Annotated in this window: 21 protein-coding genes; 13 read left to right on the top strand and 8 right to left on the bottom strand. The window is 65.2% G+C overall.

All coding sequences use genetic code 11. The annotated features are described in order from the left end of the window. The first annotated feature begins 41 nt into the window (after positions 1-41). On the top strand, positions 42-1136 hold the full coding sequence (locus tag FVQ98_RS09370; RefSeq protein WP_255507713.1) for an ABC transporter substrate-binding protein: 1095 nt from the start codon (positions 42-44) through the stop codon (positions 1134-1136). Positions 1137-1146: 10 nt separating this feature from the next. Here FVQ98_RS09370 and FVQ98_RS09365 read toward each other — a convergent pair whose 3' ends face one another. The 6 genes from FVQ98_RS09365 to FVQ98_RS09340 form a co-directional block, all read right to left on the bottom strand. Beyond that, a complete protein-coding gene (locus FVQ98_RS09365; RefSeq protein ID WP_147913168.1) occupies positions 1147-1875 on the bottom strand; it encodes a Crp/Fnr family transcriptional regulator in 729 nt (242 codons plus the stop codon). Positions 1876-1897: 22 nt separating this feature from the next. Continuing rightward, positions 1898-3430: a glycosyltransferase family 2 protein gene (locus FVQ98_RS09360; protein ID WP_147913167.1), complete on the bottom strand. Its 1533-nt coding sequence runs from the start codon at positions 3428-3430 to the stop codon at positions 1898-1900. Further along, positions 3427-4464 carry a HEAT repeat domain-containing protein gene (locus FVQ98_RS09355; RefSeq protein WP_187265684.1) on the bottom strand — a complete coding sequence of 346 codons (1038 nt, stop codon included), beginning with the start codon at positions 4462-4464 and terminating at the stop codon, positions 3427-3429. The genes FVQ98_RS09360 and FVQ98_RS09355 overlap by 4 nt, the downstream gene beginning before the upstream one ends. Before the next feature lie 10 nt (positions 4465-4474). Then, positions 4475-5638 (bottom strand): YaiO family outer membrane beta-barrel protein, encoded by a 1164-nt coding sequence (locus FVQ98_RS09350; protein ID WP_147913165.1) that lies wholly within the window; start codon positions 5636-5638, stop codon positions 4475-4477. After that, entirely contained in the window at positions 5635-6024 is a 390-nt protein-coding gene (locus FVQ98_RS09345; protein ID WP_147913164.1) for a response regulator, read from the bottom strand. Before FVQ98_RS09345 ends, FVQ98_RS09350 begins: the two co-directional genes overlap by 4 nt. Positions 6025-6108: 84 nt before the next feature. Continuing rightward, positions 6109-7815, bottom strand: coding sequence for a hypothetical protein (locus tag FVQ98_RS09340; RefSeq protein ID WP_147913163.1), 1707 nt, complete (start codon positions 7813-7815; stop codon positions 6109-6111). Between the two features lie 267 nt (positions 7816-8082). Here FVQ98_RS09340 and FVQ98_RS09335 point away from each other — a divergent pair, with 267 nt between their 5' ends. The 9 genes from FVQ98_RS09335 to FVQ98_RS09295 all read left to right on the top strand — a co-directional run bounded on the left by FVQ98_RS09335 (position 8083) and on the right by FVQ98_RS09295 (position 18628). Then, the gene (locus tag FVQ98_RS09335; protein ID WP_147913162.1) at positions 8083-10017 is read left to right on the top strand and encodes an AMP-dependent synthetase/ligase; all 1935 of its coding nucleotides are present in this window, start codon (positions 8083-8085) and stop codon (positions 10015-10017) included. A gap of 17 nt (positions 10018-10034) precedes the next feature. Continuing rightward, positions 10035-10862, top strand: coding sequence for an ABC transporter ATP-binding protein (locus FVQ98_RS09330; protein WP_147913245.1), 828 nt, complete (start codon positions 10035-10037; stop codon positions 10860-10862). 214 nt (positions 10863-11076) lie between these two features. Beyond that, positions 11077-12006: a branched-chain amino acid ABC transporter permease gene (locus tag FVQ98_RS09325; protein WP_147913161.1), complete on the top strand. Its 930-nt coding sequence runs from the start codon at positions 11077-11079 to the stop codon at positions 12004-12006. Between the two features lie 68 nt (positions 12007-12074). Beyond that, positions 12075-13139, top strand: a complete 1065-nt coding sequence (locus FVQ98_RS09320) for a branched-chain amino acid ABC transporter permease (protein ID WP_147913160.1) — start codon at positions 12075-12077, stop codon at positions 13137-13139. Positions 13140-13236: 97 nt separating this feature from the next. Further along, positions 13237-14535 (top strand): ABC transporter substrate-binding protein, encoded by a 1299-nt coding sequence (locus FVQ98_RS09315; RefSeq protein ID WP_147913159.1) that lies wholly within the window; start codon positions 13237-13239, stop codon positions 14533-14535. A gap of 118 nt (positions 14536-14653) precedes the next feature. Continuing rightward, positions 14654-15502, top strand: a complete 849-nt coding sequence (locus tag FVQ98_RS09310; RefSeq protein ID WP_147913158.1) for an ABC transporter ATP-binding protein — start codon at positions 14654-14656, stop codon at positions 15500-15502. 231 nt (positions 15503-15733) lie between these two features. Beyond that, entirely contained in the window at positions 15734-16987 is a 1254-nt protein-coding gene (locus FVQ98_RS09305; protein WP_147913157.1) for a phenylacetate--CoA ligase family protein, read from the top strand. A gap of 181 nt (positions 16988-17168) precedes the next feature. Further along, positions 17169-18158, top strand: coding sequence for a tripartite tricarboxylate transporter substrate-binding protein (locus FVQ98_RS09300; RefSeq protein WP_147913156.1), 990 nt, complete (start codon positions 17169-17171; stop codon positions 18156-18158). Between the two features lie 77 nt (positions 18159-18235). Beyond that, positions 18236-18628, top strand: a complete 393-nt coding sequence (locus FVQ98_RS09295) for a hypothetical protein (protein WP_187265683.1) — start codon at positions 18236-18238, stop codon at positions 18626-18628. Between the two features lie 140 nt (positions 18629-18768). Here FVQ98_RS09295 and FVQ98_RS09290 read toward each other — a convergent pair whose 3' ends face one another. Together FVQ98_RS09290 and FVQ98_RS09285 are read right to left on the bottom strand one after the other, a co-directional pair. Continuing rightward, positions 18769-19110, bottom strand: coding sequence for a DUF1840 domain-containing protein (locus FVQ98_RS09290; RefSeq protein WP_147913155.1), 342 nt, complete (start codon positions 19108-19110; stop codon positions 18769-18771). 93 nt (positions 19111-19203) lie between these two features. After that, the gene (locus tag FVQ98_RS09285; RefSeq protein ID WP_147913154.1) at positions 19204-19716 is read right to left on the bottom strand and encodes a MarR family winged helix-turn-helix transcriptional regulator; all 513 of its coding nucleotides are present in this window, start codon (positions 19714-19716) and stop codon (positions 19204-19206) included. A gap of 309 nt (positions 19717-20025) precedes the next feature. Here FVQ98_RS09285 and FVQ98_RS09280 point away from each other — a divergent pair, with 309 nt between their 5' ends. The 3 genes from FVQ98_RS09280 to FVQ98_RS09270 are packed head-to-tail and all read left to right on the top strand — an operon-like array spanning position 20026 to position 22825. Beyond that, positions 20026-20988: a PDR/VanB family oxidoreductase gene (locus FVQ98_RS09280; RefSeq protein WP_147913153.1), complete on the top strand. Its 963-nt coding sequence runs from the start codon at positions 20026-20028 to the stop codon at positions 20986-20988. A 17-nt stretch (positions 20989-21005) separates the two neighbouring features. After that, positions 21006-22325 carry an aromatic ring-hydroxylating dioxygenase subunit alpha gene (locus FVQ98_RS09275; RefSeq protein WP_147913152.1) on the top strand — a complete coding sequence of 440 codons (1320 nt, stop codon included), beginning with the start codon at positions 21006-21008 and terminating at the stop codon, positions 22323-22325. Then, on the top strand, positions 22322-22825 hold the full coding sequence (locus FVQ98_RS09270) for an aromatic-ring-hydroxylating dioxygenase subunit beta (RefSeq protein ID WP_147913151.1): 504 nt from the start codon (positions 22322-22324) through the stop codon (positions 22823-22825). Before FVQ98_RS09275 ends, FVQ98_RS09270 begins: the two co-directional genes overlap by 4 nt. Positions 22826-22827 lie beyond the last annotated feature (2 nt).

The raw sequence follows: 22827 nt of genomic DNA, 5'->3' as shown, positions 1-22827 counted from the left end.
ACGCCCGGCGGCCCGGACGCCGTACTTTCGTGCTGGGCAGCATGGCATTGATCGCCTCGCCATTGGCGGTGCGGGCCCAGTCGTCTGAGCCGATTCGAATCGGGCAATCGACTGCGCTGAGCGGCGCACTGGGCGACTTGGGGCGCGCTACCCGCGATGGCGCTCAGGCTGCCTTCGAGGCCGTCAACGCCGCGGGTGGGATTCATGGGCGCCGTGTAGAACCAGTGGTAATGGACGACGGCTACGATGCCGGCAAGGCCGTGGCAAACATCGACACGCTGCTGGCCGACCGCAGCATCTTCCTGCTCAGCACCTGCTTCGGCACACCGGCCATCGAGGCCATGCTCCCCAAGGTGTTGAGCAGCGGCATTCCATTCTTCGCGCCCTACACCGGAGCCACCAGTGCGCGGGCGAAGGCGCGCAACGTGATCAACGTGCGCGCCAGCTACCCTGAGGAAGCCGAGCAGGTGGTGCGCCACCTGAGCACGATTGGCCTCAAGCGGGTGGCCATCGCCTGGCAGAACAACGCCTTTGGCAAGGAAGTAGAAGGCGGCGCCGCGCGCGCCATTCAGAAGCACGGTCTGACGCAGGTGGCGTCGGTCAGTGTGGAGGGCGACAGTAGCAACGTGGCGGAGGCGGTGGCCAAGCTGGTGGCCGCCGAGCCCCAGGCGGTGGTGCTGGGCCTGGCGGGCAAACCTGCGCTGGATACCGTAAAGGGATTGCGCGCACAGCGGCGCGGGCTGAGCCTGTACGGCCTGTCGGTGCTGGGCGCGGCGACCACGCTGAAGGCCATGGGCGCCGATGGCGTGGGTGTGACGATCTCCCAGGTCGTGCCGTCGCCCGTCAGCCAGTCGGTTCCGCTCAGCCGCGACTTTCAGCGCGACTGGAAGGCTGCTCGCATAGCCGAAGAACCATCGTACGTGGCCATGGAGGGTTACCTCAACGCCCGCCTGCTGGCTGAAATGCTCCGCCGCGCAGGGCCGGCGGCGACCCGGCAGACCTTTCTGGATACCGTGTGGGGCACGCGCCAGCTTGATCTGGGCGGATTCCCGGTCGGCTTCAGCGAGCCCGGACGGAGCGCCTCGACCCTGGTCGAGCTGACCATGATCGGGCGCGACGGTCGCTTTCTGCGTTGATGCGGCGCGCTCAGCGCTTCAGCGGGTGGGTTTCACCCAGCGAGCGGCGCCGCAGCGTCGGAAGATCGAGGATGCGCAAACCGCCGTACTCGATGCGAAGCACCCCTTCGGCGGACAGCTCCTGCAGCGCCTCGTTCACGCGCTGGCGTGACAGGCCAACCAGATAGGCCAGCTCCTGCTGCGTGATGCGCAGCACCTCGCCCACGCCGGGAAACAGCACCGGGTTGACCATGGACGCCAGATTGCGCGCGACCCGTGCCTCAGGACTCGGGGTGCGGTCGGCTTCGATGGTGCCGATGAACTGCGCGAGGCGCTCGTTGAACTGGTTCATCAGGAAGCGGTTGAAGCCGATCGAGTGGTCGACCAGCCAGTGGAAGGTGTCCACCGGCAAGCCCGCCACCAGGCTGTTGCGCAGGGCCTGGATGTTGTAGCGGTAGGGCTCCCGCTTGAGCACCGTGCCTTCGCCAAACCAGCCGCCGCGCGTGAGCCCGGAATAGGTGATGGTGTGGCCCTGCGCGGTGTCGGTGCTCATCTTGAGCAGGCCATCGACCACACCGAACCAGTAGGTGGCGGGCCCACCGATGCGGCACACCACATCTCCTGGCGCGGCATCGGAGATGCGCAACTCGTACACCGCCCGCTCACGGTCAGCGGCCGACACCTGTGCCAGCCAGGGAATACCCGCCAACTCTTCTTCCGTGGGCCGGCGGCGGCGTTGGTGGAGGCTCAGTTCGGTCATGGCGGAGTCGGGTGCTGCGGACTTAAATGCGCCGGGTCCGCGCGATGGCGGCCTGCACTCGCCGCAGGCTTTCAGCGTCGAACTCCTCCGGATCGTACAGCGCGTGCAGATCGGCGGGCCGCGTCACGTCGCCCAGGGCGGCCTGGCGTGTCATCGTGCCCCATTGATGCTGAGCACCGCGGGCCCAGTGCCACAGACCCTGAATGCGCCAGACAACCACCAACTGCCGGTAGCCGAGGTTCTCAAGCCAGCTATAGGCGGCCAGCAGGAGGATCTGCCGCGGGCGCGGGTAGAGCGCCGTGGCGGTGGTTTCCAGCAGCAGTGCCAGCGCCGTGATCATGGCACCAGCGCTCATGGCAAAGAACACGGTGGCAAAAAAAGCCGGCCAGTGCACCCAGCCGAGCACGGCGCCGATCAGCAGCAGCCCCGATCCGCCCAGCTCGATGACCGGCCCCACCAACTCGAACGCCACGTAGTGTGGCAGTGCGGCCCACCCCACCGCGCCAGAGCGCGGGGCCAGCACCAAAGAACGGTGCAGCGCCAGGCTTTCGGCCAGGCCGCGCTGCCAGCGCGTGCGCTGACTGCGCAGCACCGACAGGATCTCGGGCGCCTCGGTCCAACACAAGGGCTCGGGCACGCTGGCGATGCGGTAGGGCGTGCGGCCACGGCGAAAGTCGTGGTGAAGCCGCACGATGAGTTCCATGTCCTCGCCGATAGTGCGCGTTCGGTAGCCGCCGGCACGCACCACTACCTCCTTGTTGAACACCCCAAACGCGCCGGAAACGATGAGGATGGCGTTGAGTGGGGACCAGCCCATGCGCGCTAGCAAAAAGCCCCGCAGGTACTCCAACACCTGCATGCGTGCGAAGAAGCTGGTGCCGATGTCCACCGCCTCCAGTTGGCCGCCGCTGATGCGGCAACCGTTGGCGATGCCAATCGACGCGCCCGCAACGATGGTGCGTGAGTCTTCCAGGAACGGCTTAACGGCGCGCGTCAGTGCGTCGCGCCGCAGGATCGAGTCGCCATCGACCGCGCAGACGAGAGGGTAATTTGCGCAATTGATACCCGCGTTCAGCGCATCCGCCTTGCCGCCGTTGCGCTTGTCTATCACTCGCAGGTTGGGGTATCGGCGCGAGCGGTACACGGCGTGAATGGTGGCGCATGGGATGCGCAGGTGGTTGACCTCGGGGAATGGAACGAGGTCGAAATGTTCAATGAGTTCGGGTAGCGTGCCATCGGTCGAACCATCGTTGATCACCAGGATCTCGTAGCGTGGATACTCCAGCAACAGAAGCGAGCGGACGGAGGCCGCGATGCCGGCCACCTCGTTGAAGGCGGGCACCAGCAGGCTCACCGGCAGGTTGAACTCGCCGTGCGCTTGCGGCAGAAGGTTCCACTCGAGCGTGTCGCGATGACGCCGCACCGCGCGCCAGGCGAAGGCCGCCAGTGTCAGGTTGGCCAACAACAGGGCCATCACGTAGGCGATGAACAGCCACTGCACCACGTTGAAGAGGTGGTGCCATGCCGGGTGGGTCGCCCATTCCCACATGCTCATGTCGTCCGGAAGCGTCGCAGCGCGTCGCGTTCGGCCAGCGCCTGATTGATGATCGCGGTGGCTTGCGTGTTCACCAGGGCGGACAGAAGCAAGCGGAGGTGGCTGCGGGCCAGATTGGGCAAGCGCGTCAGGGCGACCGCCGCCTGGTAGCGCACAGCCCACGACTCATCGGACAGCATGAGTGCAAGGCGCAGCGCATCGTCGCGCGTGCCGATGCGCGCCAGCGCTATCGCAACGTGCGTGCGAACTTCCGCGTTCGGGTGCCCGATCAGGCCCCGTACCGCGCGCACCAGTTGGGGCGACCGGGTCGCCTTGAGTGCGGCCACCAGCACTTCGGCCGGCTGGATCAGCAAGAGAAAGCGCTCCAGGGTGGGTTTGTCCCCTTCAATCCGTGCGGTTTGCAGAAGTTGAAGCAGGCGCACTGAACCCTTGCTACGGTGGTCCTGCAAGGCCTTGCGAAACAGTGGATGAACCACTTCAGATGGCAGTTCGGCCAGCACCGCGGCCACCCGGATCAGCGGCCAGTCCTCACGCATCGCGATATCGGGCAAGCAGTGCCGCAGGTGTGCTGCGGCGTCGATCAACAGCAGGCTGCGCATGGCGAGCACGGACAGCACCGGGTCCGGGTCGCGCACCATCCGCGCCAGCGGCGCGATGCCTGCGTGGGAACGCATGAGGCCCAGCACCGCCACACCCAGCATGCGACGACGCAGGGCGCGGGATGAAAGCCAGCGCAGGGCCGCGTGCTCGAACCCGAGGTCGTGAGCGAACGCCGCCAGCCGTGCTTGCGCGGTACCACGGATCAGCTCCGCGAGCTGGAGCCAAAGCTGCACCACGACCACAGAGCGCTGCGCCTTGCCCCGGGGTAACTCGGACCGCTCGCCCTCGATGGCGTGCAGGAAGATCGGTCGCCACTGGGCATGGATTTCCGCGACGCGCAACATCTGGCGGCGTTTCCGGATCTGGACCAGCCCGCACAGCAGCAGCAGTACCAAGCTTGCCAGCGTGGTCACGATCGCGATCGTGAAGACCAACGATGTGCTGTCAGAAGGTATATCTAAGCCCCACATGCGCGCCACGGCGAAGGTAGCCGGGTTGGTATTGGAGCCAGCCGAGCGTCCAGGTGGCAGCCCACGCATCGGTCAGCCGATGGTGGCCGGAGAGAGAAGCGGACCGAACCTGGGTGCGCGACAGCCGCGCGCCTTCCGCTTCAATCTCATGTCCATGGCTCAGGGAAATGCCGATGCGGTCGTGGTCGCTCAGATGGTAGGTCCACATGAGTTTGTGTGACACCGCGTTGGCTCCGCGCGCGCTACCCAGATAGACCGTGTAGCCCCATTGGTGCGATCCCCAATACCTGTCGGCGCTCAGTTGCCAAAGGCGAGCGGTGGCAGTGTCGTACCGGGAAAGTCGCCAGCCGACACCGAGATCCCAACCGCTGCCAGGTTGGACCTGCCATTGCACGCCGAGCCGCTGCTTCGGCGCGATATGGTGGGTCGAACTGCCGCCTAGCTCCAGTTGCAAGGTGCTGCCGGGACCCCAAGGGAGAGTAGTACCAGCGTAGAAGTAACGGTCAAGTGTTCCCAATTGCTGGGTCCGGATGACGCCTCCAAAGACGTTGGTGCGAGGGCGCCACTGGTGCACAACGTGTAGCACCTGTTCGCGCCGGTCTCCACGGGCGCCCGACAGTCGAGCGAACTCGGTGTCCACCGAGACCGTCGTGGCCGGACGCATTGAGGTGGGTGGCGCAGCCGCCCAGGCGGCGTCTGGAAAGCGCTGGTGCGCCAGCTCTTTCAATTTGCGCGCCTGCTCAGGCTGGCCAGACGCCGAAAGGGCCTGAATCTCGCTCTGCCACACGTCCTGATAGTCGGGCGCCAGCGCTCGGGCGCGCCGAAGCAGTGGCAGCGCCCGATCCGGGTGCCCCCGGCCTTTCCAGATCTGCGCCAGCCCGAGCAGATGGTCGGCATCGTCGGGCGTCGCTCTCAGCAGCCGCTCGTACAGAGCCTGAGCCTCGTCCCAGCGCTCCTGCCAGGCGAGGGCGCGTGCCAGATCGGCCAAGGCCGCTGGATCGTCGGCCTGTCGCGCGAGCCGGGCGCGCGCCTGAAACTCCAGCTCCGTTGCAGTGCCCTCGGTCGATGGCGCCGCATAGCCATGGCTACCCAGCGCGAGCAGGCTGAAGGTCAAGACGGAAGTGGCCAGCGCTTTCATCGTCCGCGACGCAGTAGAAGCCGCACCCGTGCTTTCAGCACCTCAATCTGAAATGGCTTGACCACGAAGTCATCGGCGCCTTCGTCAAGCGCGCGGGCGATGTCGCGTTCAGAATTCTGGGACGAAATCATGAGGATCGGCAGGTGACGCCAAGCGGGCTGCACCCGGATCGCCTGGATCAACTCATAGCCATCGTGGTAAGGCAAGTCGATGTCGATCACAGCCAAGCGCGGTGGCACCTGGGTCTCGATCGCGCGGCGTGCGGCCCGACCGTCCGACACATGCGCTACCCGGTAGCCGTCGCGCTCCAGCACGAATTTCAGCAGATCCGCGGCCAAGGAGTCGTCTTCGACGATCAGAATGTCCGGAGCCACCAAATCAGTCATTGATTTTCAAAAAGAGAAGTACTGAAAATGAATTAATAAAAATTATGACATGGGCAGTAGCAATAGGGGGGGTTTGCGCTGAGTTCACTTTGGTGTCACGTCCAGACCATGAATGGCGATGCCCCGAAACCCCTCCCATGCCGCCCATGTGGGCAGCAGATGCTCGACACTTTGCTGCAGTTGAGCCGGTTTCCGTTCGAAAGTCACATGCGTTCCAGAGAAATTTCGGCTGTTCCGGTATTGCCACGCAGACCCCTTTAAGCCTTCCACAGGTCGGTTGAACAGGATCAGCGCAGTGTGTTGTCCCAAGGCCAATGCCCACAGCTCACCCTGGCCTTGACCGCGGGCAAACGCCCGTCGGGTTTCGTCGGGGATGGGGCCTAACTCCAACGCCATGGTCACCGGCCGGCGGTAACGCGTTCCCCAGTCCAGAAACGGGGCGGCACCCTTTATCAGGGCAGCCTCGTTGGTTCGATAGTTCATGACAGTGAGGCTGACGCCGGATGAAACCAAGGCGTCGAGCCAGCCAGGCCCCCAATGTCTGTCTGTCCCCCACCAGACGGGCACCACCATGTCCAAAGGGATCGCCGCGCCCAACTCCTCACGGGCAGCCTGAACGGTTCCCAGGTAAGCGTCGCGCCAGGCACGGGGATTCAGTCGGTAGCCTGGCAGAAGGTAAGGCTCGATGTCCAACTGCACGCCCGCGAGCCGGGCACTCGCGGCCGCTGTCTGGTTGTAGTCGCGGTACGCCGCCAAGCGTGCGCGCAATGCCACATGGCTGGATGGCAGGACATCACGCGGGTCGCCTGCCACTGCCCAGACTGCTACGTTCCGTCGTGTGGCCTCGATCAGGAAGCGCTGTAGTACATCTGCGTTGGCCACCCGTTCCTGCTGAACTGGCACCGTGATCATCACCGTGTTGAGGCGATGGGCCGTGACCCACGTCCAAATTTGGTCTGGCGAGCTTTGCCACAGTGCCGGTGACCACATCCACGCAGCCCGTTGCTGGCGACCGGCGTGCAGTGCCAGTGAGCGCACCTCCAGTTCCGCTTCGACGTTGGGGCAGGCGATGGAAACGGCGGTCCATTCCGCCTGGGGCGCCAGGGGCGTAAGTTCGTGCACGCGCCAATCCTTGTTCGCGGACAGCGTTCCCAGCGCGAGGGGTGATTCGCGCGCCAGCCGGTCAGGATCGGACATGCCTATCTGAAACTGACCACGTCCGCGAGCCACGACCTGCAAGACGGGCTGACCGCCTGGAGACGACGCAGGCGGCAGTCGGGCGAAAAAACCCGCCGGTGCCTGACCGGCAGCACACACCAGCCGGCCATCTGATTGGACGCGCGCACGCTCTTCGCGGCCGAAGGCTTGCCATGCCGGTACAGGCCCTGTTGATGGTGCTGAACTGCTGTCGGCTGGTTCAGGGGGCTCGTCGCCGCTGGTGAAAACCTCGCTGACGTCAAATGCTGCGCCTCTGGCGGTGCCCTGCAGGGTCAGTGTGTGAGCCGTGAGCAGGGGGTCGTCCGACGCGAGCAGGGTGCTCCACTGTACGGCGCTGGCATCCACAGGCAGTTGGAGGCTGGCGCAGGCGGTTTCACCAGGTTGTTGTGCACCATCGTGCAGGTTCAATGCCCAGTTTTGCATAGGCGATTCCGCCAGCAGTTGCGTCCGCCTGTTGGGCTCATCGGTGGCACCCTTCAGCGGGCAGACGGAAAGCACGGCGCTCCGAACCCCGAAGGGGACGACCAAGGCCAACATGACAGGAAGAGCGTGCAGGCGCAGCTGACGGAGCATGGAGGGTGGGCACCTGAATCTTGGCGTGCGGTGCATCGGGTGCACTGCATTTCAGCGTCAAAAGTTGCCGCATTCTAGGGGGGCGAACGCACAGGAATGTTCCATCTGAAACGCCGGACAGGGCGGACAGTGCGAGGGAAAACCCCCGTCAAACGGACCGCAAATTGTCGTTGAAATGACAACCTGACGTCAAAGTAGAGTCGTAACATCCGGTTCAATTCGTAGGTGCGGCTGTGCCAGCACCTCGCCACAGGAGACACATCGCCCATGGCGACCACCTTTCCCCGCCTGCTGCAAAAGCACGCCAGCGAACGGCCGAACGACCCGGCGCTGCGCGAAAAGGAATACGGCATCTGGCAGACCTGGAGCTGGCAGCGCGCGCTCGACGAAGTGCGCTGGATGGCTGGCGGCCTGCGCGCGCTGGGCTTCGCCGCCGGTGACAATCTGGCCATCGTGGGCGACAACCGTCCGCACCTGTATTTGATGTTCCCGGCCGTGCAGGCACTGCGCGGCGTGCCGGTGCCGATGTACCAGGACGCGGTCGCGACCGAGATGGCTTTCGTGCTGCAGGACGCGGAAGTGCACTTCGTGTTCGCCGAAAACCAGGAACAGGTCGACAAGATGCTGGAGCTGCGCGCCGAGGCGCCCGGCCTCACGCACATCGTCTATGACGACCCGCGCGGCCTGCGCAACTACACGCAGCCCGGCCTGATCAGCGTGCAGGAGCTGATGGACCTGGGCCAGGCGCACGAGAAGCAGCACCCGCAGTTCTTCGTCGAGGCGCTGGCCGCGGGCGAGCCGGACGACGTGTCCGTCATCCTCTACACCTCGGGCACCACTGGGCGCCCCAAGGGTGTCTGCCAGACGCACCGCAGCTTCATCGGCTCGGCCGAAGGCGGCGTGCAGACCGACGGGCTGAACAGCCGCGACGACGTGCTCTCCTACCTGCCGCCAGCCTGGGTGGGCGACCATCTGTTTTCGCTGGCGCAGTGGCTGGTGGCGGGCTTCACCATCAACTGCCCGGAGTCGAGCGAGACGATCAACATCGACATGCGCGAAATCGGGCCAACGTACTACTTCGCCCCGCCGCGCGTGTTTGAAGGCATGCTGACCTCGGTGTCGATCCGCATGGAAGACGCCGCCAAGAGCAAGCAGTGGCTGCACCGCAAGTTCATGGATGTGGCGCGCCGCGTGGGCTCCGACATCCTGGACGGCAAGTCGGTGGGCATTGGCGACCGGCTGATGTATGGCCTGGGCAACGTGCTGATCTACGGCCCGCTGAAGAACGCCATGGGCTTGTCGCGCATCCGCGTGGCCTACACGGCAGGCGCGGCCATCGGGCCGGATTTGTTCCGCTTCTTCCGCTCAATCGGCGTGAACCTGAAGCAGCTGTATGGCCAGACCGAAACCTGCGCCTACGTCTGCATCCAGCAGAACGGCCACGTCAAGCTCAACAGCGTTGGCCAGGCCGCGCCCGGCATCGAACTGAAGATCGCCGACAACGGCGAAGTTCTGGTCAAGGGCGTGTCGGTGCTCAAGGAGTACTACAAGCGCCCCGACGCCACGGCCGAGGTGATCGACGAGAACGGCTATTTCAAGACCGGTGACGCCGGCGTTCTGGACGCCGATGGCCACCTGCGCATCATCGACCGCGCCAAGGACGTGGGCAAGCTGGCCGGCGGCGCCATGTTCGCGCCCAACTACATCGAGAACAAGCTCAAGTTCTTCCCGCAGATCAAGGAAGCGGTGTGCTTCGGGCACGGCAAGGACAACGTCTGCGCCTTCCTCAACATCGATTTTGAAGCCGTCGGCAACTGGGCGGAACGCCAGGGCCTGCCCTACGCCGGTTACGTCGATCTGGCCGCCAAGCCCGAAGTGCTGAAGATGATGACCGAATGCGTCGAGCAGGTGAACGCCGACCTGGCCAGCGAAGACGGCATGGCCGACACGCAGATCAAGCGCTTTTTGGTGCTGCACAAGGAGCTGGACCCGGACGACGATGAACTGACCCGCACGCGCAAGGTGCGCCGCGGCTTCGTGGCCGAGAAATACGGCGTGCTGGTCGATGCGCTGTACGGCGGGCGGCCTGAGCAGTTCATCGAAACCGCGGTCAAGTTCGAAGACGGGCGCACCGGCAAGGTGAGCGCCACGCTGAAGATGCTGGACGCCAAGACCTACCCGGCGGTGAGGAGCGCGGCATGAATACGGTTGCTCCTGAAATGGTAGCTGATAGCGCTGATGGTTCTAGCGCCGAAGCCGAATCTGGCATCAAGAAAATCGGCGACGTGATTCTGGACATCCAGAACATCAGCCTGCGCTTCGGCGGCGTGAAGGCGCTGACCGACATCAGCTTCAACGTGCGCGAGCACGAGATCCGCGCCATCATCGGCCCCAACGGCGCGGGCAAGTCGTCGATGCTCAACTGCATCAACGGCGTGTATGTGCCCAGCGAAGGCAGCATCACGTTCCGCGGCCAAACCTTCAGCCACATGAACAGCCGCCAGGTGGCCGAAATGGGCGTGGCGCGCACCTTCCAGAACCTGGCCTTGTTCAAGGGCATGAGCGTGCTGGACAACATCATGTCCGGGCGCAACCTGAAGATCAAAAGCAACCTGCTGCTGCAGGCGCTGCGCATCGGCCCGGCCGAGCGCGAAGAGATCCGCCACCGCGAGTTTGTCGAACGCATCATCGACTTTCTCGAAATCCAGGCGCACCGCAAGACGCCCGTGGGCCAGCTGCCCTACGGCCTGCAAAAGCGCGTTGACCTGGGCCGCGCGCTGGCGATGGAGCCGCAGGTGCTGCTGCTCGACGAGCCGATGGCCGGCATGAACGTCGAGGAAAAGCAGGACATGAGCCGCTTCATCCTCGACGTGAACGACGAATTCGGCACCACCATCGTGCTGATCGAGCACGACATGGGCGTGGTCATGGACATCAGCGACCGCGTCGTGGTGCTGGACTACGGCAAGAAGATCGGTGACGGCACGCCGCACGAGGTGCGCAACAACGAAGACGTGATCCGGGCGTACCTGGGCACGGAGCACTGATGAACACCCCCCTGTGGCGCTGCGCGCCTTCTCCCCTCTCTCTGCGCGCTGCGCGCTTCGGGAGGGGGGACAACGCCGGTGTGCGGCGCAGGTCCGCACACGGCGTTCGCTGGGGTGGCCGGCTGGCGCGGCCACGGGTTGCGGGACATGCAGACGTGTGGGGGCTTTCACGGCGCTTCGCGCGCGCCTGGAACAACAAGAGCAGGTGATCTGAATGGGATTTTTTCTGGAAACCCTGCTGGGTGGGCTGATGACCGGGATGCTCTACGCGCTGGTGGCGCTGGGCTTCGTGCTGATCTTCAAGGCCTCGGGGGTGTTCAACTTTGCGCAGGGTGCGATGGTGCTGTTCGCGGCGCTGGCGATGGCGCGCTTTTCGGAATGGATTCCGGGCTGGCTGAATATGGAGCCCGGCGCGGTGACGGTGGCGCTGGCCATCGCCGTCAGCATCGCCATCATGGTCGGCGTGGCTTGGTTGATCGAGCGGCTGGCGTTGCGCCATCTGGTGAATCAGGAGCCGATCACGCTGCTGATGGCCACGCTGGGCATCGCGTATTTGCTGGACGGCTTTGGTCCGCTGGTGTTCGGCAGCGCGGTCTACAAGATCGACGTGGGCATGCCCAAGGACCCGATCTTCATCCTGAACAACCTGTTCGACGGCGGTGTGCTGGTCAGCCAGGAAGACCTGTACGCGGCCGGCATTGCGGCGGCGCTGGTCGCCGCGCTGACGGCGTTCTTCCAGTTCACCCGCACCGGCCGCGCGCTGCGCGCGGTGGCCGACGACCACCAGGCGGCGCAGTCGATCGGCATTCCGCTGTCGCGCATGTGGGTCATCGTGTGGTCGGTGGCCGGTGTGGTGGCGCTGGTGGTCGGCATCATCTGGGGCAGCAAGCTCGGCGTGCAGTTCTCGCTGTCGCTGGTCGCGCTCAAGGCGCTGCCGGTGGTGATTTTGGGCGGGCTGACATCGCTGCCCGGCGCCATCATCGGCGGCCTGATCATCGGCGTGGGCGAGAAGCTGTCCGAGGTCTACCTTGGCCCCTTGGTCGGTGGCGGCATCGAGACCTGGTTCGCCTACGGCCTGGCGCTGTGTCTGCTGCTGGTGCGTCCGCAGGGTTTGTTCGGTGAAAAGATCATCGACCGCGTTTGAGCTATTGATTTCATAGCTGCCTGCGATTGCCCAGCACCGACCAACCCTTGATTTTTAGCTGAAACGACATGTTCTACCGCGAAAACGGCCAGTTCAAGACGAGCTACCGCGCCGACCAGCAGATCTTCGCCATCGCGCAGGACCGGGTGGCCGTGCTGCTGATCATCGCGGCGGCGTTTCTGGTTGTGCCGCTGTTCGCCAGCGACTACACCTACCAGGCGGTGCTGATCCCGTTTCTGATCATGTCGCTGGGCGCGCTGGGGCTGAACATCCTGGTCGGCTACTGCGGCCAGATCTCGCTGGGCACGGGCGCCTTCATGGCCGTGGGCGCCTACGCCGCCTACAACCTGCAGGTGCGCTTTGAAGGCATGCCGCTGCTGGTGTCGCTGCTGGGCGGCGGTCTGGTGGCCATGGTGTTCGGCATGGTGTTCGGGCTGCCCAGCCTGCGCATCCGCGGCTTGTACCTGGCGGTGGCCACGCTGGCGGCGCAGTTCTTCATGGACTGGCTGACCAGCCGTGCCAAGTGGGTCACCAACGACTCGTCGTCCGGTTCGGTCAGCGCCGGCCCCCTGTCGATCGCCGGGTGGCAGATCGACACGCCGATGGAAAAGTACCTGCTGTGCCTGTCGATCCTGTGCGTGATCGGCCTGGGTGCGAAAAACCTGGTGCGCAGCGCCATCGGCCGCGAATGGATGGCCATCCGCGACATGGACGTGGCGGCCGCGGTCATCGGCATCCGCCCGATGTACGCCAAGCTCAGCGCCTTCGGGGTCAGCAGCTTCATCGTCGGCGTCGCTGGCGCGCTGTGGGCCTTCGTGCACCTGGGCGCGTGGGAGCCGGCGGCGTTCAGCATCGACCGCTCGTTCCAGCTGCTGTTCATGATCATCATCGGCGGCCTGGGCTCCATCGTCGGCAGCATCTTTGGTGCCGCCTTCTTCGTGCTGCTGCCACTGCTGCTGAACTACGTGCCGCACTGGCTGGGCCTGCCGCTGTCCACGGCGACGGCCACCTACCTGGAACACATGATCTTCGGTGCGCTGATCGTGTTCTTCCTGATCGTCGAGCCGCATGGCCTGGCGCGGCTGTGGTCCACCGCGCGCCAGAAGCTGCGCATGTGGCCTTTCCCGCACTGAACACCGCACTAACCCTGACGCCCGCGCCCTCGCTCGTCACGTTGAATCCTTTCCTTCCCTGTCATTCACCACCCGTCGAAACCCAAGGAGACAAACCATGAAACTCAAGTGCATTGCCCTGGCTACCGCGGCCTTCGCGGGTGCGTTCGCGCCGATGGCGCAGGCGCAGGAACAGTTTGTGCCGCTGCTGGTGTACCGCACCGGTCAATTTGCCCCGCTGGGCATCCCATGGGCCGACGGCAAGCAGGACTACCTGAAGCTGGTCAACGCCAAGGGCGGCGTCAACGGCGTGAAGATTTCGTACGAAGAATGCGAGACGGCGTACGACACCGCCAAGGGTGTCGAATGCTACGAGCGCTTGAAGGGCAAGGGCGGCGGTGCTGCCGGCTTTGACCCGCAATCGACCGGCATCACCTTCGCCGTGACCGACAAGGCGCCTGGCGACAAGATGCCGCTGGTGACCATGGGCTACGGCCTGTCGCAGTCGGCCGATGGCCGCGTGTTCGAGTGGAACTTCCCCATGCTGGGCAACTACTGGACCGCCGCCGATTCGATGATTCAGGACATCCTGAAGAAGGAAAAAGGCAACCTCAAGGGAAAGAAAATCGCGCTGGTCTACCACGACTCGCCCTACGGCAAGGAGCCCATCCCGCTGCTGGAAAAGCGCGCCGCCAAAGACGGTTTTGAGCTGATCAAGCTGCCCGTGACCGCGCCCGGCGTGGAACAAAAGTCCACCTGGCTGCAGATTCGCCAGAACCGCCCCGACTACGTGCTGCTGTGGTCGGCCGGCGTGATGACGCCCGCCGCCGTGCGCGAGGCGCAGGCCACCAACTACCCGCGCGAGAAGATCTACGCCGTGTGGTGGGCCGGCTCCGACCACGACGTCAAGGACATTGGCGCGGGTGCCAAGGGCTACAACACCGTCACCATCCACAACTCCGCCGACCGCGACAAGGTGCACGACGAAGTCAAGGCCCAGGTCTACGACAAGGGCCAGGGCACGGCCAAGGACGCCAAGGAGCTGGGCCAGATCGCGCACACGCGCGGCATGATGATCTCGATGCTGCAGGTCGAAGCCATCCGCACCGCGCAGGAGAAGTACGGCAAGGGCAAGGTCATGACGCCCGAGCAGGTGCGCTGGGGCCTGGAGAACCTGAACCTGACGCAGGAGCGCCTGAACGAGCTGGGCTTCGGCAAGATCATCCGCCCCATCAAGACCAGCTGCGACAACCACCTGGGCACCGATTGGGCGCGCATCGCGCAGTGGGACGGCAGCAAGTTCAAGGTGGTCTCCGACTGGTACCAGGCCGACAAGTCCATGGTCGACCCGCTGGTCAAGGAGTACGGTGACAAGTACGCCAAAGAGAAGAACGTGAAGGTGCGCACCTGCAACTGATGCAGGTGACCGGCGCGGGTGGCCTAGTGGTCCCCGCGCCGCACGACGTGGCGTCGCATTGGCGCCACGTCGCCCCCGCGCCAGATTCGAGATTTACGCCCGGCCCCACGGAGCCCGCATGACGACCGACGAACCCGCCCTCGCTGCCCCTTCAACGCCCGCCGCCGGTGCGCCGCTGCTCGTGGTCAACGGCATCGAGGTGATCTACAACCACGTCATCCTGGTGCTCAAGGGCGTCTCGCTTAGCGTGCCCGAAGGCGGCATCGTCGCCATCCTGGGCGGCAACGGCGCCGGCAAGACGACCACGCTGCGCGCGGTGTCTAACCTGCTCAAGGGCGAGCGCGGCGAAGTCACCAAAGGCACCATCGAGTACAAGGGCGAGCGCATCGAAAACCTGAGTCCCGCCGACCTGGTCAAACGCGGCGTGGTGCAGGTGATGGAGGGGCGCCACTGCTTTGCGCACCTGACCATCGAGGAAAACCTGATGACCGGCGCCTACACGCGCAGCGACCGCGGCGAGATCGCGGCGAACCTGGAAAAGGTCTACAACTATTTCCCCCGCCTGAAGACGCGCCGCACCAGCCAGGCGGCCTACACCTCGGGCGGCGAGCAGCAGATGTGCGCCATTGGCCGGGCGATCATGACCAACCCGAACATGGTGCTGCTGGACGAGCCCTCGATGGGCCTGGCGCCGCAGATCGTGGAAGAGGTGTTCAACATCGTCAAGGACCTGAACCAAAAGGAAAAGGTCACCTTCCTGCTGGCCGAGCAGAACACCAACATGGCGCTGAAGTACGCCGACTATGGCTACATCATGGAAAGCGGCCGCATCGTGATGGACGGGCGCGCCAGCGATCTGGCCAGCAACGAGGATGTCAAGGAGTTCTATCTGGGCGTAGGCGGCGGCGAGCGCAAGAGCTTCAAGGACGTCAAGAGCTACAAGCGCCGCAAGCGCTGGTTGGCGTGATTCGGTCCACCTCCCTGAGGCGCCTGCGGCGCCTTCCCTCCTCTCTCTTCGCGCTGCGCGCTTCGGGAGGAGGGACAGCGCCAGTGCGCGGCGCAGGTCCGCGCACGGCGTTTGCTGGCGGGGTGGGTGCGTCGGGCGGTAGCCTGATTTGAAGTCTTTTATTGTTCTGGCCCTAGTGCAATAAGCGCGGACAGCTATCAAATCAAGAGTAATCGACAAGGTGCATGTGTCATGAGTGCAGAGTTTTTTGACGCCCTTGAAACGCGCGCGCCCGCCGAACGCGACGCTGCGCTGCTGGCGGCGCTGCCCGCCCACATTGCGCGCGCCCAGCAGCACAGCCCGGCGTTCGCGCAGATCCTGCAGGGCGTGGATGCGGGCGCCGTGACCACGGGCGCCGCGCTGGCGCGGCTGCCGGTCACGCGCAAGAGCGAATTGCTGGCGCGCCAGCAGGCCAGCCGCGCCGCGGGCAAAGATGCGTTCGGCGGCTTCGCCACGACCACCTACGGCGCGCTGATGCAGCGCGTGTTCGCCAGCCCCGGCCCGATCTACGAACCCGAAGGCGTCGCCGCCGACTACTGGCGCACCGGGCGCGCGCTGTTTGCGGCCGGCTTTCGCGCGGGCGAGCTGGCGCACAACGCCTTCAGCTACCACATGACGCCCGGCGCCTTCATCATGGAAAGCGGCGCGCGCGCCGTCGGCTGCACCGTGTTCCCGGCCGGCACCGGCCAGACCGAACAGCAGTTGCAGGCCATCGCCGAACTGCGTCCCGCGGGCTACATGGGCACGCCCAGCTTCCTGCGCATCCTGCTGGAAAAAGCCGCTGAGGCCGGCGCCGATGTGCGCAGCCTGAGCAAGGCCATGGTGAGTGGTGAAGCCTGCCCGCCCTCGCTGCGCGACTGGTTCGCCGAGCGCGGCGTGGCCGCCTTCCAGAGCTACGCCACCGCCGACGTCGGCCTGATCGCCTACGAAACCGCTGCGCGCGAAGGCCTGGTGCTGGACGAAGGCGTGCTGGTCGAGATCGTGCGCCCCGGTACCGGCGACGTGCTGCCCGAGGGCGAGGTAGGCGAGGTGGTCGTCACCGTGTTCAACCCCGACTACCCGCTGATCCGCTTCGGCACCGGCGACCTGTCGGCCATTCTGCCGGGCGCCTGCCCCACGGGCCGCACCAATACCCGCATCAAGGGTTGGATGGGACGTGCCGACCAGACCACCAAGATCCGGGGCATGTTCGTGCACCCGGGCCAAGTGGCCGAAATCGTCAAGCGCTTCCCGGAGATCGCGCGTGCGCGCCTGGTGGTGAGCGGCGCCATGGCGGACGATAGGATGACCCTGCGCGTCGAATCGGCCGCGGCAGAGGGCCTGGCCCAGCGTGTGGGCGACGCCATTCGCGACGTCACCAAGCTGCGCGGCGATGTCGAAGTGGTCTCCCTCGGCAGCCTGCCGAACGACGGCAAGGTGATCGAGGACGCGCGCAGTTACGAATGACGGCGCCGCAATGCGGCGCGGTCGGTACCGGCGCAGACTTGTTTTGCGTCAACAAAGCCATTGAAGATGGCGAATCCGCCGAAAAATCGGTGTTTTCCCCGTAGATGCCCGGATGGTCAGCGCGTTGTGACTGGGTAGGATCGACCGTTTTTCCGATTTCAACGCTTCACAGGAGTATTCGATGTCCGCACTGTTCAAGCTATCCATGGCCGCCGGCGCCGCCGTTCTGGCGCTGGGCGCCCAGGCCCAGTCGTTCCCGGCAGCTGGCAAGACCATCACCATCATCGTGCCGTTCGCCGCTGGCGGCCCCACCGACAAGGTCGCGCGCGACCTGGCCGAGGCGCTGCGCAAGCCGCTGAATGGCGCGACCATCGTGGTCGACAACGCTGCCGGCGCCGGCAGCTCCATCGGCACCGCCAAGGCCTTCCGCGCCCAGCCCGACGGCTACACCCTGCTGGTGACGCACGTCGGCATGGCCACCACGCCGGCCCTGTACCGCAAGCTGCCTTACGTGGTGGACGAATTCGAGTTCGCTGGCCTGATCAACGAGGTGCCGATGGTGGTGGTGGGCAAGCCGACCCTGCCCGCCAACAACTACAAGGAACTGGCCGACTGGATCGCCCAGAACAAGGGCAAGATCAACCTGGCCAACGCGGGCCTGGGTTCGGCCTCGCACCTGTGCGGCCTGATGTTCCAGCAGGCGCTCAAGACCGAAATGACGACCGTGCCGTACAAGGGCACGGCGCCCGCCATGACCGACCTGATGGGCGGCCAGGTCGACATCATGTGCGACCAGACCACCAACACCACCAGCCAGGTCGAGGCCAAGAAGATCAAGGCTTACGCCGTCACCACGCCCAAGCGCCTGACGCAGCCCGCCGTCTACAAAGACCTGCCGACGCTGGACGAAGCCGGTCTGAAGGGCTTCAACGTGTCGATCTGGCACGGCCTGTACGCGCCCAAGGGCACGCCGGCCGCCGTGGTCAAGACGATCAACGACGCGCTGAAGGTCGCCCTGAAGGACCCGCAGTTCGTCAAGAGCGAGGAAAGCCTGGGCGCGATCGTGGTCAACGATGCGCGGGCCAACTCGGCAGAGCACAAGAAATTCGTGCTGTCGGAAGTGGCCAAGTGGGGCCCGGTGATCAAGTCCGCCGGCCAGTACGCCGACTGATCGACCGCGTCGCTCACCCGATCGCCGCGCGAGTGCGTCCGCCTCGCGCGGCTTTCTTTTTGCTATCGTCACGCGCCATGAGGCCCACCCTGCGCGTCGTCGATTCCATCACCGAGCTCCAGCCCGGCGCCGACGCGGGCTGTGTGGCGGTCAGCGGCTCGCATGGCGGCATCAGTTCGGCGCAGTACGCGCTGGCGGCCCGCCCGCTGCTGGCGATCTTCAACGATGCGGGCATCGGCCTGGATGCGGCCGGTCTGGCGGCGTTGCCGTTCCTGCAGGGCCACGGCATCGCTGCCTGCGCGGTGCTCCACACGAGCGCACGCATTGGCGAAGCGCGCAGCACCTTGGCCGATGGCGTGGTCGGTCACGCCAACGCCTTGGCCGAGGCCCTGGGTGTCCGCGAGGGAGAGGCCTGTCAGGCCGTCGTCGATCAGCTGATGGGTGGGCCGCCCTCGATAGGCAAAATTTAGAGAAAAAGTGCCTGCAGCCCTACAGTCGATTGCGCGAGCAGCTACTCAAAGCATAGCAGTTGCAGCGTTGAAAACGGTCGATGGGCGAGCAGGCGGCCCGCTCCGACCGGCCTCCCAGCCAGTCGGCCCTCAAGGGTCGATCAGACGCCCCAGACCACGTCTTTGCCGTCGGCGGCGCTGCGCTCCAGCATCTCGATGAAAGGCGCCGCGCGGCGGCGCAGCGAGATCGGCTCGTCAGACGCCTGTTCGGGCGCGTCGCCACTGACCTGCTGGGCCACATCGTCGGGCGCATGCTGGCCGGGCGCTGCGGTTTCGCGCCGCTGAATCTCGGCGCGCAAGGCGGCCACGGCGCCTGGGATCTGGGCCACGGTGATGATGCCGGTCGGGCCGGCGTCCTTGCCCACGATGCGCAGGATTTCTTCGGCGCTGTCGCGCAGCATGATTACGTCGGCGGTGGCCTGGGACTTGAATTTGTAGAGCACGGTGGTTCTCCTCGACTTCCGGGAAGCGCCCCTCGCCGGGTGGCGCGGCTTGCGCGGTGCCCTATCGTAACCAGAGTGCGTGGCGTGTGCGCGTCAGCGAAGCGCCCGTCGACCGCGCCCGGGGGGCGCTGCGCGCAGCGCGGACGACAAGGTCCCGGGGGCGTGTTCGGACACCAGCTGCCGCAGCGCGTCCTTCAGGTCGGCCGCGCGCTGCGGACCCATGGGGGCCAGCACCCGTGCCTCGTGTTCACGTGCCAAGGCAGCGAGGCGCTTGACGATGCGCGCACCCGCCGGGGTGATTTGCACCAACGTCAGCCGTCGGTCGCTGTCATCGTCGACGCGGCGCACTTCGCCGCGTGCCGCCAGCCGGTCGATCACCCGGGTGACGGTGGGCTGGGTGGTGAGCGAGACCCGCGCCAGCTCGCCAGTGGACATGAGATTGCCATCGGCCAGACAGGCCAGCACGCGCCATTCGTTCACCGTCAGGTCCTGCGCAAGCACGACACGGTGGAACTCGTCCGAAATGAAATGGCTGGCCAGCGCCAGCAGCGCAGGCAGGTAGTCGTCCACGAAGGACGAAACGGGAGATCTTTCGGAGCTTGGCATGTGCAAATGAACCGCCCAGACATGGGCCAACGGACTGGGGTAAGTCCTAGGGTTCCCGATGGAATCGAAGGAGCTTACACTGAGTCAACTCCATCCATTTGAATCAATTTAAACCTGATTGATTCGCTCAATGAAGAACTCGATGCTGACAGCGCGGTTTCTCGGATCAGGCGGTTTTTGGCCATCTCGGCGCTTGGCGTGGCGTGCCCGGGGGACCATGGATGGCGGTGGCTGGGGTGCATCCGCTGCTGGGTCGGCTTTCCATGGCGCCGCCAGCGATCAGCGCCCTCTTTCTGGCAAGAGGTTCTGATGGATACGTTGCGCGTCACCGTCTCGAATGTTCGGGTGCTGCACCCCGAAATCCGTGAGTTCACGTTGGTGCCTGCCGAAGGTCTGGCACTGCCTGCTTTTGAAGCGGGTGCACACGTGCGGGTGCGCGTGAAGGATCAGGACGAGTGGCGCGAGTATTCGCTGATCGACACGGACGACGGGGCCCCCAAGGCGCCTGTCTCCTACCGCATCGCCGTACGCCGCGACCCTGCCGGACGCGGGGGTTCGGCGTTCATGCACGAGCTGCGGCCAGGCGCCACGCTGGACATCCAGCCGCCACGCAACGACTTTGCGATCCACGCGCACGATGGCGCGGCTGTCCTGATCGCCGGAGGCATTGGTGTTACCCCGCTCGTCAGCATGGCGACGCGCTTGCACGCGCAGCGCCGCCCCGTGCGCATGCACTACGCCGTGCGATCGCGCGATCTGGCTGCGTTTGCAGACGAACTGCGGCAGATGCTGGGCGAGCATCTTCAATTGCACGTGGACGCCGAAGCGGGCGCGCCGCTCTCGGCCGTCACCGTCCTGGCGCAGGGTGGGCCGCACGACCATCTGTACGTCTGTGGCCCACAGCCCATGCTGGACGCGGTGCTGGCCGAAGCGGCTCAGCGCGGCTGGCCCCGCGAGCGCATTCATTTCGAACTGTTCTCGGCACCGGCCGCACCGTCGGGGGACCATGCCTTCGAATTGGTGCTGGCGCAGAGCGGACGCACGTTCACCGTGCCTGCCGACAAGAGCGTGCTGGACGTGCTGATCGCCAACGGACTTGACCCCATGTTCGATTGCCAGCGCGGCGAATGCGGCGTCTGCGCCGTCGCCGTGCTGGAAGGGGAGATCGATCACCGGGACTACGTGCTCACGGCGCGCGAGCGTGCCGAGGGCAACGTCATGCAGGCATGTGTGTCGCGCGCCAAGGGCGCGCGACTGGTGCTCGATCTGTAGAACGGAAGGAGCCGAGGATGAGCAAATATCGCGAGAATGCGGCGGCCATCAGGGCCTTGGTCAGACCCGGTGAGGTGCACAAGGATCTGTATATCGACGACGAGCTGTTTGAGCTTGAGATGGAACAGCTCTTCGTCAACGCCTGGATCTACGTGGGCCACGCCAGCCAGGTGCCGCAACCGGGCGACTACTTCACTACAACCGTAGGCACCGAGCCCGTGGTCATGGTGCGTCACAGCGACCAGAGCGTGCGTGTGCTGGTGAACCGCTGTCCTCACAAGGGCGTGAAAGTCGCGGGCGGCGCTTGTGGCAACACCGGCAAATTCTTCCGATGCCCCTACCACGCCTGGACCTTCAAGACGGACGGCGCGCTGCTCTCGCTGCCGCTGCGCAAGGGTTACGAAGACACCGGCTTTGAGGATTGCGAAGCCAAGAGCGGCATGGCTACGGCCGGCGCTGTGCACGTCTACCGCGACTTCGTGTTCTGTCGGCTCGCCACCGAGGGCATTTCGTTCGAGGACTACTTTGGCGGCTCACTGTCCACCATCGACAACATGGTGGACCGTTCGCCCGAAGGCCGCCTGGAGGTCGCTGGCGGGGTGCTGCGCTACATGCACCAGTGCAACTGGAAGATGCTGGTCGACAACCAGACCGACACCTGCCATCCCATGGTGGCGCACGAGTCATCGGCGGGCACGGCGGTCGCCGTCTGGAACCGCGCGCCTGAAGGCACGCCCAAGCCCATGGCGGTGGAGCAGTTCGCGCCCTTCATGAGCCCTTACGAGTTCTTCGAGAAGATGGGCATTCGCGTCTGGGACAACGGCCATGGGCACACCGGCGTCTCGGATTCCATCCATGCCGCCTATTCGCCCGTGCCCGGCTACTGGGAGCAGATGGTGGCCGCGTACGGCGAAGACCGGGCGCAGGCGATCATGGGTGATGTGCGCCACAACACGGTGTACTTCCCGAATATCATGGTGAAAGGGCCTATCCAGACCTTGCGGATCTTCAAGCCGATGGCTGCAGACCGGACCCTGGTCGAATCGTGGACCTTTCGGCTGGTCGGTGCGCCCGACGAACTGCTGGCGCGCACCTGCATGTACAACCGGCTGATCAACGCACCGACCTCCGTCGTAGGCCACGATGACCTCGAAATGTACGAACGCGCCCAGCAGGCCTTGCATGCCAAGGGTCGCGACTGGATCAACGTGGCGCGTCTCGCGGAAGCCAATGAGGCCGACACGCCGGAAGCCGTGGTCAACGGCACAAGCGAGCGCCAGATGCGCAACCAGTTTCGCGCCTGGGTTCGCTTCATGACGCCGGAGGTGCACGCATGACCGCCGCCGCCATGGCCGTTGCGCCGGTCAACGAACAGGTGCTGGCCAAGTTTGTGTACGCCGAAGCACGGCTGTTGGATGAAGCGCGCTTCGACGAGTGGCTTGACCTGTTTGCCGAGGATGGCGTGTACTGGATGCCACTCGTGCCCGGTCAGACAGACGCCAGGCTGCACACCTCCTTGATGCACGAGGACAAGCTGCTGCTGCGCATCCGGGTGGAGCGCCTCGCCGGCGCGCGTACCTACTCGCAACAGCCGCCGAGCCGCTGTCATCACCTGTTGCAGCAACCCGACGTGGTGGAAATGTCGCCCGACTCCGGTCGCTACCAGGTGCGCACCGCGTTCCACTACGTTGAAACGAGGCAGGACGCTCAGACGTTGTTGGCAGGATGGGCCACGCACGAGCTGGTGAGCACGCCGGATGGGCTGCGCATCGCGATGAAGCGAGTCGACCTGGTCAACAGCGATGCGGCCTTCGGCAACATCTGCCTTTTTCCCTGAGC

Origin of the sequence: Ottowia flava (assembly GCF_008017535.1) — a bacterium.
Taxonomy (GTDB): Bacteria; Pseudomonadota; Gammaproteobacteria; order Burkholderiales; family Burkholderiaceae_C; genus Ottowia; species Ottowia flava.
Note: the sequence above shows the minus strand (reverse complement) of the source record. Positions and strands in the feature narration are given on the sequence as shown.